The 13497-nt window shown below is 59.0% G+C and carries 10 protein-coding genes; 2 read left to right on the top strand and 8 right to left on the bottom strand.

Annotated elements, in window-relative coordinates:
* Positions 1-51: 51 nt before the first annotated feature.
* The 3 genes from OUZ45_RS11210 to OUZ45_RS11200 form a co-directional block, all read right to left on the bottom strand.
* Positions 52-951, bottom strand: a complete 900-nt coding sequence (locus tag OUZ45_RS11210; RefSeq protein ID WP_266170151.1) for a patatin-like phospholipase family protein — start codon at positions 949-951, stop codon at positions 52-54.
* Positions 952-1201: 250 nt separating this feature from the next.
* Entirely contained in the window at positions 1202-3235 is a 2034-nt protein-coding gene (locus OUZ45_RS11205) for an amidohydrolase family protein (RefSeq protein WP_266170150.1), read from the bottom strand.
* A gap of 835 nt (positions 3236-4070) precedes the next feature.
* Positions 4071-5654 (bottom strand): Na+/H+ antiporter, encoded by a 1584-nt coding sequence (locus OUZ45_RS11200; RefSeq protein WP_266170149.1) that lies wholly within the window; start codon positions 5652-5654, stop codon positions 4071-4073.
* Positions 5655-5900: 246 nt separating this feature from the next.
* On the opposite strand from OUZ45_RS11200, the gene OUZ45_RS11195 reads away from it, so the two are divergent.
* Entirely contained in the window at positions 5901-6284 is a 384-nt protein-coding gene (locus OUZ45_RS11195) for an alpha/beta fold hydrolase (RefSeq protein ID WP_266170148.1), read from the top strand.
* Positions 6285-6705: 421 nt separating this feature from the next.
* On the opposite strand, the gene OUZ45_RS11190 is transcribed toward OUZ45_RS11195, so the two are convergent.
* A complete protein-coding gene (locus OUZ45_RS11190) occupies positions 6706-8433 on the bottom strand; it encodes a S53 family peptidase (RefSeq protein ID WP_266170147.1) in 1728 nt (575 codons plus the stop codon).
* 569 nt (positions 8434-9002) lie between these two features.
* A complete protein-coding gene (locus OUZ45_RS11185) occupies positions 9003-9404 on the bottom strand; it encodes a YciI family protein (RefSeq protein WP_266170146.1) in 402 nt (133 codons plus the stop codon).
* Between the two features lie 640 nt (positions 9405-10044).
* Here OUZ45_RS11185 and OUZ45_RS11180 point away from each other — a divergent pair.
* Positions 10045-10872 carry an alpha/beta fold hydrolase gene (locus OUZ45_RS11180; protein WP_266170257.1) on the top strand — a complete coding sequence of 276 codons (828 nt, stop codon included), beginning with the start codon at positions 10045-10047 and terminating at the stop codon, positions 10870-10872.
* 105 nt (positions 10873-10977) lie between these two features.
* Here OUZ45_RS11180 and OUZ45_RS11175 read toward each other — a convergent pair whose 3' ends face one another.
* The 3 genes from OUZ45_RS11175 to OUZ45_RS11165 all read right to left on the bottom strand — a co-directional run bounded on the left by OUZ45_RS11175 (position 10978) and on the right by OUZ45_RS11165 (position 13364).
* Positions 10978-11733 carry a hypothetical protein gene (locus OUZ45_RS11175; RefSeq protein ID WP_266170145.1) on the bottom strand — a complete coding sequence of 252 codons (756 nt, stop codon included), beginning with the start codon at positions 11731-11733 and terminating at the stop codon, positions 10978-10980.
* Between the two features lie 299 nt (positions 11734-12032).
* The gene (locus OUZ45_RS11170) at positions 12033-13022 is read right to left on the bottom strand and encodes an alpha/beta hydrolase family protein (RefSeq protein ID WP_266170144.1); all 990 of its coding nucleotides are present in this window, start codon (positions 13020-13022) and stop codon (positions 12033-12035) included.
* Between the two features lie 147 nt (positions 13023-13169).
* Positions 13170-13364 (bottom strand): hypothetical protein, encoded by a 195-nt coding sequence (locus OUZ45_RS11165; protein ID WP_266170143.1) that lies wholly within the window; start codon positions 13362-13364, stop codon positions 13170-13172.
* Between the last annotated feature and the right edge of the window lie 133 nt (positions 13365-13497).

Genomic DNA, 13497 nt, shown 5'->3' with positions numbered 1-13497 from the left:
ACCCCCTATGAGGGGTCGTCACGCCTACCGAGTCGACTCATTTCGCAGGCATCAACGCCAGAATTCGATGATCTGCTCGGCAAGGGCTATGCCTTGCCTGTAACCGGCCCGAGCGGAGGGCGGACGCGTCGATAGGTCCATCATGTTGGCACCGAACGCGTTGAGCGAGTCGCTGTCCGGGAAGATCGTCTCGACTCGGCTGCCGCCCGCGCGAAGTTCGTCGACCTGTGCCGCAAGTTGCATGCCCCACTCCAGCGGATGCCGTGATCTGCCACCAAACGGTGACAGCACCAGCACCCGTGCGTATCCGGTTGCGAGATCGGCATTCTCGTTGCGCCGGTAGCCGCCATCGATGTATCGGCTGTCGCCGATGCGGTAGGGAGGGACACCGAAGCCGTTGGACGTGCTGGCGGCGACAGCGTCCACGAGGTCGACTCCCCTATGGCGGTCGAATACGGCCGGTTCACCGGTATGTGCATTGACCGCCGTGATGAGCAGCGGCCGTTCCGGCCAGTGCTGACTGGGCAGCCGAGCGGCGACGACCGTGCGCCACCGCGCTTGGTCGGCGCCGCCCGAGGCCGCGTCCATGTCGAGCGCCGCCGCACCCATTCTGCGTCGCATGTCGGCCGCATCCTCAGCAGTGGCGATGATTCGGCTCGTTATCTCCATATGGTTCGCCGCCGCCCCCATGGGAACGCGTCCACCCCCGGGGCCGCCCGGACCAGTCGATTGCTGGGGTGCCGCGGAAAGGATGGCGGCAAGCAGTTCGGCCGGGCTCACGCTAGTGATCTGGGCCGCGACCGTCGATCCGGCGGACGTCCCGATGATCAAATCGGCCTCGGTCACATCCAACCCGGCACCGAACAGGCCGGCGACGATGCCGATCTCCCACGCATGGCCGGCCGATCCACCACCATGGAGAACCAACGCTCGCTCACGTCCGATTTCCATGCCGCCCCCCCCCCTGTATGGATTGATCCGATCAAGTCGGCTATTGATGAGTCCCGAGAGCCCGATTTTCGACACGCAAACTACTCTATGCATCAGCCCAAATAGCAACAGCTTTCCGGCCACAGTCACTTTGTGAGTGTCCGCTATGGATCGGACCTTTTTAGGCGGTCCTGTGATGCACCCCCTTCACGACGAGGCTATGGCTGCAGATCTCCGTGGCGAACGATCATTCCTACTTGGCTCGTCACTTCTAGTCCGCAGGCGCACCGGAAAAACCGCCAACCGCACGTAAGGCGTCGGCATCCATCAACACACCATCCATCATCACCAGTTTGGTCTGGCGCAGTGCGCCGATGTTGGCTTGCGGGTTGCCGTTGACCAGCAGCAGGTCGGCGGTCTTGCCGACGTCGATGGAGCCGGTACGTTTGTCGGCACCCACCAGGTGCGCCGGCACAATGGTCGCGCTCGCAAGCGCTTCGGTGGTTGAAAATCCGGCGCCCACGTAGAGTTCGAGCTCGCGCACCAGTTCCATGCCATAACCATCCGTTCCCGCGACGATGGGCACTCCCGCTCCGTGCAGGACGCCAACAAGGCTCTGCAGCTTGGCAAAGCTCGCGCGATAGTCGGCACGTGTAAGACCGTCAGGAACGGCTAGTCCGCCCTGGCGCAAACTACGCTCGAAGCTCGCGGGCAAGGTGCCGGCAAACTGCGCATACGCAGGCGAAAGGTCGCCATTGTTTCGGACGTAGAAAGCTTCGACGACGGAAAGCGTCGGATCGACGATGATATTGCGTTGCGCCATCGTCGCGATCAGCGATTTCATCGGCTCCGCATGAAGATCAACATCCTTGGAATAACGTGCTGTCCCTTGCACACGGGTAAGGCCCGTTGCCGATACCACCGAATCCGGCATGGCCTGCATGATCACATAGAAGATGTGGGTAATCTCATCGTAACCGTCAGTAATGGCTTGCGCGGGACGCATCCCAAAGGGAAGGTGCCCATGCACATGCAGGCCCAAGCGGTGCGCCTCGGCAGTCGTAGCGCTCACCCATGCAGGATTGAACGAACCGTAGATCTTGATCGCGTCAAAGCCTTCCGCTTTCGCTTGCCGCACCAGAGCAATAGCCTGCTCCTGGGAAGTGGCGACACTACCCAGTTGCGCCGTGAAAGGGCCCTTGCCATCGATCAGCGATGACGGGTAGACGTGTGGGCTCAGCAGCTCACCCTCCGCGCGTCTGGCCATGCGCGACAGCGTAAGGGTATTGACGTTGCCAGGATCACGTACGGATGTAATGCCCAGGGATAGCAGCTCCGGGCCGAAGGCGTCGCCGCCGATGTGTTGATGGGCATCCCACAGGCCTGGCACCAAGGTTTTACCGGCTCCATCGATGACATACGCATTCTTGGGTACGTTGACGCTGCCAGTCTGGCCCACTTGCGTGATGAGCCCATGATCCACCACAACGGTTTGACCGTCGACGAATCGGTTTCCATCGACGAATGCGCGCACATTTACAAACGCGACCGGTCCTGCAGGCATTTTCAGAAACTTCTGTGCTATGTCGCGCGAACGTAAAGCCAATGCGTCACCCTGCACCTTTTGCAGCATTGGCACCGCGCCTTCATAACCCTCAGGTATGTATGATAGCGAGTCGATTTGGGCAAACATCTTGCCCAATTCATCGGCCCATATTGCGAAGGGAGTATTGTTGACCCCCGTGATGACATAGGCGGTCACTTTCTTTTTTGAAGCACCCTCGCCGACGAAGGCACTAGCGAGTACTACAGCATGCGCTTGCCCGCCAGGTAACATGGAAAGCGATTTGTGAGGGCTAGCGAGAAGGGCCTCGATGAAATCGGCCTGCAAATCGAACGGGCCGCCATAGCTGAGGTATTCCGCGGGCGAATGGTAAGCAGCCGAGCCGGCATCCACCGCGCTCTTCCACGTGGCCACGTCGCTTTTTATCGCGAATATTTCGGCAGCATCGCCAAAAGATGTATGGCCACGAACGATAACGCGATCGAACATGCCGTCACCGCCTGCATGCGACGCACTATCCGTTTCATTGGCGAGGCCGCGTAAAAGCATGCTTTCCCGACCCATCTTTGTGCCATCGGTGGCTGTCCACCGCATGGAAGTGCCATGCCTTGCTGTGGCAGACACGATGGCGAAGCGCTGCGCCGTTGGCGGTGGCACGGCAAGATCAATCGTCGGTGTCTGTGCGCAGGCGAGCAGCGGAATCATCAGGTAGAGGGAAACTAGGACGATCACCTTGCGCATACCACTAGCTCCAATGGCTCTTTATTAGACGACACATCAAAATTGAAGTTGGCCTCGTTCCCTTGAGTCATTCAGGGCAAGAGGTCGCAGGCGATGATGCCATGGTATTGCGGAAGAGTGACAGGTCACCAAGCGAAGGATGCGGTCTTGATCCCGCTAAAACTGAGGTTCACGCCGGTCTAAGATCGAGGCGCTTTACAACAGCGAAGCTCGTCAATCCGTAATGTCTGTATATGGACTCATCCCCGCCCTCGGCATCAATGAGTGCCAGACTGGAGTTGCGAATCACCAGTCAACGGCGAAGAGGAGTCCATCTCATTGCTTCGGGTCGGAGGCGGACGTTTTGCTAACCACGACCACGCCGATCCTTGACCTGAAGCACCTTCGTAACTTTGATGATGCGTTGACAGGCCCCAAGGTTACCGTAGTGCCCGACGGGCTCTACAACACCTTGAACCACCACGTCTGACGTCCCCCACCCATCGGGCAGCTCGGCAGATGACATGTCGCCGTCAACGCACCAACGCTCATCCTTTCCAACTGGCGTCAGATACGCAAATTCGAAGTTGTAGAAGTACGAACCTGAGTACGTGCCGCCAACTATCGGAGCCGTCGCACACGCGGTGAGCATGATTGGAAGCACCAGCCGTAAGCTGCCGCATTTCATTGGGATCCCTCTGCTGCGGTGTCCGCTTAGGGTTGCGGACATTAGATCCTTCACTAAAGCTACCCGTTGCCGGCAACCGGTACTCATATCAACAACTGACCAGCCATTAGTGAAGCCAAAACACTTCGCCAAAAAGCATCTGGTCGGCGCGTAATTTCTGGATGGCGACTAATCGCCACGCTGTAGAATGATGCGCAATTCCTCCACGTCCAGATCGCGCTCCAGTTCATGAAGAACTTCGTCTTCAATGAGTCCCGCGCGGTGGATACGGATCAGCTCCGTACGTCCAGCGGCAAGTGCCAGCAGCATGACATCGAAATGCGCCTGAACGCTTTCCATGAACGAGTCCGCATCTGCGGCGTAACGCGTCGTGACTTCCGAGCGCTTGCGATACTCCTCCAACAGCCGGGGATGGATCAACGTGCCGTCTGGCGCGTAAGCATGCAACTCAACAGCCTCGGCCATGGCACGGGCAATGGCCGCCTCCGATGCGGGCAAGTGCATTTTCGCCAAGGCGTCCTGATCAACCGGCCGGACCCGGTTGATCAGCCAACCCAAGCTTGTGCCTTGCATGACAACGGTGGCGAAGATCACGGCGAAAGCGGTGACGAGCATCAGATCCCGACCTGGCATGGATGCGGGCAACGTGAGCGCCACGGCCAACGTCACGACCCCTCGCATGCCGGCCCAGCTCAGCACTGTCGCTTGTCGCACTCCCAGCGGCCGCGCGCGTTTCAATCCCATGCCTCGGAGCCCGGCGAGCAGGCCGTCGATACCAAAGATCCAGACAAAGCGTGCCGCTGTAACGGTCAGCACGACACCAAGGACGGGAATGGCCATCTTGGTGGAGACAGCCTCGATCCCACCGACTCGATCGAGCACGTCGCGCAGCGAGAAACCGATAAGGATGAAGACGAGGGCTTCCAGAACAAACACCATCGTCTCCCAGAAGGCACTGCCGCGAAGCCGAACCTGCGCCGGGAAGATGACATGCTGGTACCAGCCGAGCACAAGCCCCGCCACAACCGTCGCTATCACGCCAGAAACATGGGCTGTCTCGCCGACGATATAGGCGACCCAGCACATGAGCGTGCTGGCCATAATGATGAGCGTCTGATCGCTCAGGCGCCGAACGACGAAGATCCAGATCGCCGACACCGCGAGGCCAGCAACGATTCCACCGAGGGCAAGGAATAGGAAGTTCAAGGCGGCCGCGCCGGCATCAAATGCGCCACTCAGCGTTGCCACGACGGCGAAGCGGAAGAGCACCAGACCGGTTGCGTCATTGAGCAGGCTTTCCCCTTCCAACAGCGCCGAAAGCCGTCGGGGAAGCTTCACTCGCTGAAGCACAGCGCGAGCCGACACGGCATCCGGTGGCGAGACGATGGCCCCGAGGGCAAAGCAGGCAGCCCACGGCAGGCTGGGGACGAGCCAATGGGTCACGACACCGACCGCCAGCGTGGTGAATACAACCGTGCCGACGGCGAGTGAAAGTATCCCTGGAAGGTGTCGCCGGAAGCGGCCGAAAGCGGTGAAATACGCCCCATCCATCAGCAATGGTGGAAGGAAGAGCACCAGGATCAGTGCGGGATCGAGCGCGAACGGCGGCAGTCTGGGCACGAACGCAAGCACGCCTCCCCCGACGAGCAACGCGGTGGCCGGGGGGAGGCCTACGCGGCGCGCCACCCAATGCAGTGCGACAACAACGGCGAGCAGAACAAGCACGAGTTCAAATATGTCGACAGGATGCATTGCCTCGCCCTAAGAATCACCAGATCGATACGACATACAGCATAGCTTGACTCGATATAAGCAGACTTTTATTGCTAGAACGCGAGCAAAGAATCATAACGACCACGCCGCCACTGATATGGCCGCTCGGGGTCGAGGCTGTGTGAAGACGCCGAGTCGATCGCGCATAGGTGCCAGGTACGTAAAATCTGGACCACTCGCAGAACTAGCTATCGGCCTTGGGTCGAATTCAACATCCTCAGCACAATGAAAATCAATGGTTTAGAGCATGCCGGCGTGATCACCGACACCTGGTTGCGCGCCTACGGATCGCGCTTCGCCAGACCGACCGACTGTCTTGGCGCCATCGGCTGGGCAAAGGGATTTGCGCGTGGCGAGCATCGCTTCGAAGTACCGGATGCCGATGCAAAGCGCGAAATAAAGTTGAAGCCCGCGCTTGCCATCTGGGGAATGGCCGATCGCACACTGGGCGCGAGCCACTTCCTTCCGCTGTTTGAGGAACTGTTTCCGTCAGCCCGCACACACCGGCTGGCCGGCGTCGGTCACTACAGCTTCGAACACGCTCCAGAAGCCGTATCCACCATCATCGGCGAGTTTCTTGTGGATACGGCGCCAACACCCTCTCGATAACGACATGCAGGTGGCCTACCGATGCACAACTCATCGAGCTGTACTTCATGCTGATAAAACGCCAAGACGCAAATCGATATCACCCGACCTCCTTCACTCCGCCAAAGCCTCCTTGTACGCACTTTGGTTATCACGGTGCGGCAACAGCCTGCGAAGGCGACCGGCCAATCGCCTGATGCATTGAGGTCTGAACAGGCTTTGCTTTCCATGTCAAAGCAAAGTTCACCGCACACCAGGAAATAAATCGCCCCGGGCATCACGGAGGCTCCATCCTCTCAAGAGCTGGAGCTCTCGCGAAACCCGAGGCAATTCACTTCCGGAAACACGTGCTTTCCGGGATCGACACCTTGCCTTGATGAACTGACGTCGTGTCGCCATCTGGTACGCGACGACAACGACGACCAGTCCCCGCTGCGTCAATCTATCGTTGGTACAGCATTCTCGTCGTCAACACACCGGCGTTCCATGAGCCCCAACCAGAAGCCTGATTGAACTTGCCGGGCACGACCGTATAGGCGCCGTTGCTGCCACCGGTCAGCAAGTTATAGCAATTCATACAGTGGCCTGGGGTGTGGTTCACTTGGCCCTGGCCAATGTTGTAGAACGTCTGCTGCCAGAAGTACGGAGGGACGCCATTTTGCAGCAAGCGGGCGTAGGTCCCGGCGAGAAGCGGCGCGGCCAGGCTGGTGCCGCCGTAGACTTGCCACTGCGTTTGATAGGTCCCGGTATTGTCGTAACCACCGGTCACGATCCACAAGCCGGTGTTTGGATCGCCATCCATGACAAAGTCCGGCGTGCCGCGATTGCTCCCAACAATCGAAGCAACCCCTTGCTGATAGTACGGACGCGGTTCCGTGGCTGCTGGACCACTCTCGCTTCCCGACCACAAGGTTTCGTGATCGTAGGCGGAATACGAGTTGGACGAGTTGTAGAGGGTCGAGGCCCCGACGGACACCACGTACGGCGAACTTCCCGGGAATCCGGTTGAGCTTCTTCCGGAAGAGCAACCCGGGTAACCACCTTGGTCCTGGGTGATCGCAAATACCGTGATGTTTTTTGCGACGGCAGCACTCAATTCCGTATCCCAGCTGTCACGCAAGGCTTGCCCGATATCGGCATCGCAGGTAGCGGCGAACGAAAGCGATATCACTGACCGATTGTCGTTGACGGCGGCCGCAACGGCCGTCAGTTCATCACCGAGATCGGTCGAGGGTGCGGAATAAAAAGCAATCCCGGCGAGCGATCCTCCCATCGTGGATACCGCATCGACGTCCAGTACAGCCTCGGTTTGCGCCTCGTAATCCCCGGGCGTGTATCCGGTTGGATAGTAGAGACTGATGGGAGTGTGCGAGAAGCCGTAATTGTCGGCCCATTGCTGATACAAGTAAGTAGTATTTCTCTGGTCGCCCACCCCGATAACGGCGACGACCTGATTGCTGGCGGGTGCCAGGTTGTTTGCGCCGTAAAGGGACGGAAGATCATACGGAGCGTGCACGCACTCCGTACACGCGACGGTTCCCGACGCCGCCTGCGTGCGGGGTGAAGCCTTGCTCATCCCCTGAACACCGCTCGTTACAGATGCCGCGAGCGCACCCGACACGCCACGCTCCTTGAACGATCGCAATCCATGCACGGCGCTCACCACGTCGCTCAATGCGGCCGGAATTGTTACTGGATCCCTGTTGGCGACGCCGCTCAACGTACCGCGACTCAGGTGATAGACCTGCGTCTTGAAGGCCGACTGCACATTTGTGGCGGTACCCACCGCAGTCAGAATCATGTGGTCCTTCGATATATAGACCTTGCTGAAGCCGTTCGAAGCCAGGAAGTCATAAACACGGCGTGATTCATCACTGGTCGGCAAGTAACGGGCCGCCAGTTCCTGTTCCGTCAGCGACGCTTTCTTGCCCGCTCTTACTTGCTCGGCGATCTGCCGAAGCTCCAACTTGTTGCGCATTTTCAGTACAACGTTCAAGCGAATCGGCTCGTCCGCATTCATCGGCCGCGCGTAGTCACCCGCCTGGAACGGGACACCCTCCGCAATCATGATGCTTGCGCCGCTTGCCACAGCGCTGTTTGCGTCGACTTGGAGCGGGCCTGGTTCAACGGCGGATGCCGTGCCCACCCAGCCGACAGCGGCCAGTCCCATGAAAGCGGCCGCCAATGCCCTCGGAAGAATTGAATGTCGCAACATTGCTATCTCTCCATATGTAAGAAGTGATGGTCACGCCAACGATTCCCGGGGGCATGTCAATCGCCCAGATTTCCACGGTTATGCACAGCTTGCCGACCAGGCAGTTGTTGGCGGAGCCCAGCCTGGGGGATCGCTGTCGTAGCTGTCTTGACGATATGGACGGCGCGGGGTGCTGATGTCGGCACAATCAGGCATGCGATTCCCAGCGACATGACACACACGACTTGCTCAAATCTGTGCTAGCAGCACAAGCGATCGTTTTCTGCCATCACCAGAAAAATGCGTACAAAACGCCCTTCTGCTGCACCCACTTTGGTTTCCAAACGCGCACCGGCTTAGATGTCACTCCCATATGCGGGCATGACATCAAGGCTTGTGCCGGTTGTATTAATTTTGGTGTTCGAGCGGCGCTTCGTTGGCAAACATTCTTCGCGCCTGCTGAGAGCACGGCGGTCCCGTCACCCGGATCCGCAGGCGTGAGTGCAACTGCAGAGCCGTTGAGCAATCTGCGTATCAGGTTCGGGTCATGGATTTTCGTGGCCTTTGGCGTCAGATTCCCGCTGCAGATCAGCCATCTCGTACAGCGGTCGGATTTCGATCTCGCTCGGCCCCGGCATGGGATTGGGGCAGCGCTTCACCCAGGCGACCGCCTCATCCATGTCCCTGACCTCCCAGAGCCAGAAGCCTGCGACCAACTCCTTGGTCTCGGCGAAAGGCCCATCGATGACCATGCGGCCGTGACCATCGAACGCAATACGCTTGCCCTGCGAGGAGGGCTTGAGGCCATCGGCGGCGAGCAGGATGCCGGCATTGACCAGCTCCTCATTAAATCTGCCCATCGCCTCGAGCATCTCGAACGCCTCGGGCGTGGGGAGAAAGCCCTTTTCGCTATCCTCTGTAGCCTTTACGAGCACCATCACACGCATCGTCTGTCTCCTTAGTTCGAGCCGGCCTCATCGGGCGCGCGTTAGAACGGCGAAGGGGTAATCGGAAATCGACATCATCCTGCAAATCGTTTTCGACGGTTGAGGCGCGGGGCGCGAATGGCCCCTTCTTAGGTCAAGGGTCGCGATGACGCGATGACTCACCAGGTCGGAAACGGGCGTACCCATTTGGCTTCGTCACGGCGTTCTTCATCTTTGCCATGAGTTGCTGGATGAATGTAAACAGATCACGACGAAGAGAAGCGAACGCTGGCCCCAGCCAGCCCATACGTCATAGACGTTTCGAACACGGCGCTTGTGACATCGTCGGCGAATGGGTGCGCGACCGGTACTGACACGCCCCACTCGCAGGGGACAACGGATTCACCCTCAACAGGGTCAGGATCGGATAAGTGCTCCCTTTGCTGACGCCTACGTCGAATAGATCAGAGCACCCCTAGAGGAGGTCGTCATGAGCGGCAAAGATAAAGTCGACGTCGTCAGCAAGTCTCGTCGCAAAGTGGTGCTCGGCGCTGGCGCGGTAGCTGCCGCCTCGGCGGCACTTCCACTGCTTTCTTCGAAAGGCGCGGCGAAAGCGGCTACGCCTGAAAAGCCAAGGCATCCATCGATGGATGGCCAGCAAATGAGTCGGAAGATCGTCACTAAAGACGGTGTCGAGATCTTCTACAAGGACTGGGGCAAGGGTCAGCCGATTGTCTTCAGTCATGGTTGGCCTCTGTCCTCGGACGACTGGGACGCCCAGATGCTGTTCTTTCTCGACCATGGTTTTCGGGTGATCGCCCATGATCGCCGGGGTCACGGACGTTCCACACAAACGGCCGATGGCAATGACATGGTTCACTACGCCGCTGACCTGGCGGCCCTGACCGAAGCGCTCGATCTCAGAAACGCCATCCACATTGGGCACTCGACCGGCGGTGGCGAGGTAGCTGCCTACGTTGCGCGCCATGGCATGGAGCGAACCGCCAAAATTGTTCTGGTTGGCGCGGTGCCACCGATCATGGTGAAGAGCGCGAGCAACCCTGGCGAAACGCCCATGGAAGTCTTCGACGGCTTCAGGAAGCAGGTCGCCGCCAACAGGGCGCAATTCTTCCTCGACATTCCGTCGGGGCCGTTTTACGGATTCAATCGACCGGGCGCCAAAGTGTCCGAAGGCATCATTCGCAATTGGTGGCGCCAGGGCATGATGGGTGGAACCAAAGCCCACTACGACTGCATCAAGGCCTTTTCCGAGACGGATTTCACCGAGGACCTTAAGAAGATCACTCAGCCGGCCTTGGTCATGCACGGCGATGACGATCAAGTGGTGCCATACAAGGATGCCGCCGTACTGTCCGCCAAGCTCCTCAAGAACGCCACGCTGAAGATCTATCCGGGCCTTCCGCACGGGATGCTGACGACCCATGCGGATGTCCTCAATGCGGACATCCTGGCGTTCATCAAGAGCTAAAAGTGAAGTCGGCCTCTCTAGGACACCTCGAAAAACTACGCGCCAAGCTCGTCATCCCGGCGAAAGCCGGAATGACGAGCGAAGAGAGTTTATTCGAGGTGCCCCTCAGTCACCGCCACAGAGATCCATGGCATCCAGAAAATCGAATCCTGCGATTCTCACATCGGTTTCGGTTTGCGGCTTACCTTGCAACGGATTGTGGTCTTCGATTTCGATCCGCATGATGTTTTCGGGCATTGCCTGGCCACTTGCCGGTAGGCGAAAGGCTTTGCGGACATCGGCTTCGCTGTATTTACCCTTGAGCGTAATGATGACTTCCTGAAGGCTTCCACCCTGAAACTGAAGGGCGACGTGTTCGGCCAAGGGGTGTACTCGCGCGGCCAACGCATCCGGAAAGTCCAGGCCGTCGTGGAAAGCCTTTGGATGCTCGCACGCGTCGTGGTTCTTCTCGTAAACGGCTAACTGGCGGGCACGGGTCGCGCAATTGAACGTGCTGTCGCGGTAACCGAGTGCCTTCTCCATGTAGCAGCCAAACTCGGGGGCCGGCATGCGCGGCCAAGGGAGTACGTCAATACTGGGGGACGCAAGATCGGCCGCCGATGATGGGAGCGCGGTCAGCCCGAGCAGTGCGAGTAAGAGGACGGAAGCTGGCGATGATTTTCGGGGGCGATTCTGCTTCATCGCACGTGCCCTCTTCCTAGCCATGGGCGTATGAAGCAGGAAATCGGTGAACGGGGTCATGTTGAAAACTCTCGAATTATCTGTCGGAAACACTATCTTTCGATTTACTTGGCGGCCTTTTTTATGCGTCTTGGCCGCCCTGATCAGCTTCTTTTCGATACCAGGGCCCTGCCGCCGCATGCCCCTTGGGCACTCCTGGGACACACCATGGTTTATCGGCGCGGATCATACGCCTTGAAGGCCGCCTTCGTACTTGCTATCGCTAGCACCAGAGAAGACAACCACCTCCCCTTCACGCCTACCTCCTGGATCGTAGCCAGGGAATACGCCCTGGAATTCCCTAGCCAGGTGGCCCGTAGGCCGAGCGCTGCACATGCTTTGGTTGTCAAAGTGCAAATGAGCTATGTGATCACGACATCCTAAGTCGTTGCCTTGGCTAACCGTGTACAGACTTTGCTATCCAGCGGTCAGCCAGGCCCTCAAGGCAGCGCATGCGCCTTGAAGAACTCGAGCATCCGATCAGCCAATACCGCTTCTTGCGGCCAACGAATATGCTCGTACAGACCCCGCGTTTTCTCGCACGACTGAACGCACTGCGCGTTCGGCCCTGCGTCCTTGCCGTCCAACGTCAGATTGACACGTCGCAGAGGCCAGTTCTGCTTCTCCAGCGTGCTGCTCCAGCTGCTGGTGTCGCTACAGGTGGCGAGTGCGTCGCACATATTTCGCATTAGCGTAAGCGGCACCTGTCTGCCCGACGGCATGTCCACCGGGCAAGGCGTGCGCTGCCATGGATCGGTGCCGGCATACTGGCCCACCGCTGCGATGCGGTCGGCGCGCCATGCGCCGTACAGCACCGCCATATCCGCACCGTTGCTCCAGCCGAACACGTAGATCTGCTTCGCATCGACGAGGCCCGTCGTGACCGCCTGATCGATGAACCGGTCGATCGCTTGCACGTCAAGATTGCTCGCCGGGTCGCGCTGCCACTCGTCCCAGTGAAAGCCCGTTCCCGTATGCGGGCCACCCGACGCCCATGCCTGGGCCCGTCGGCCTTCCGGTGCCAGCAAGATGAACCCCTGGGTGCCGGCCTGCGCCGACAACGGATAGTTGCGGCTCAACTTGAACAGCGCGCGGCCGGCTCGATACAGGCTATCGGGCGTGGTCATCGAGCCGTGCAGGTACACGATCATTGGCCATTTCGATGTCCCGCCAGCGGCGTGCAGCGGCAGGTTGAGGCAGGCGTAGCGCGTCACGCCGTTTTGATCGAACGACAGCACCTGACCGTCCTTGCAGATTGGCCGCTCCGTGACGGGCTCAACGGTTTCGAGCGGCGGCGTGCCCGTTGCCGAGCACGTCGGCTGAGCAACGGTAGTGTCGGCCGCAGCGACAGCCGCGGCCAGAGTGAGCGAGATGAGCGGCACGAGTACGCGGGCGAGTGCTGAAGCATAGGCAAAGCGACGTTTCGGCATGGTCGTCCTCGTCGGGTTCGAATGGTTCAATGGGTGGTACGGAAAGGGCCTACGAAAGAATCCTCAACCGCAGCGCGAAACGCTCGGATATTCCACCCGCCAAGGCCGGAGCAAACCACCTCCGCCCATGCGCTCAATATTTCCGCCCTACGGCCCCATTCGCACATGGTTTAAGCCGCTAAGGTGGGCATGGCCATAGACCAGTTTGGCCGGCGCGAATGCGAAATTGTGACACTGCGCGCAATTATAGGTATCGCATCCCTCCAGCGCCGCGAAAGATACAACCAAGCTCAGCGCGATGGCGATACGGCGGGCAAGACGACTTGGCAGTAGCGTGGTCATGGCAATCTCCGATTGTTTATTGTGAGTGGACTAACAGGCCTTTACAGCTTGGTTGTGGCAACCATAGAAAACGAAAAGTCTTTGCTAGCAGAGAAACGGTTAACGCGAAGTGACAAGATATCGATCTCCACGG

The organism is Dyella subtropica (assembly GCF_026283965.1).
In the GTDB taxonomy this organism is placed as follows: Bacteria; Pseudomonadota; Gammaproteobacteria; order Xanthomonadales; family Rhodanobacteraceae; genus Dyella_D; species Dyella_D subtropica.
Note: the sequence above shows the minus strand (reverse complement) of the source record. Positions and strands in the feature narration are given on the sequence as shown.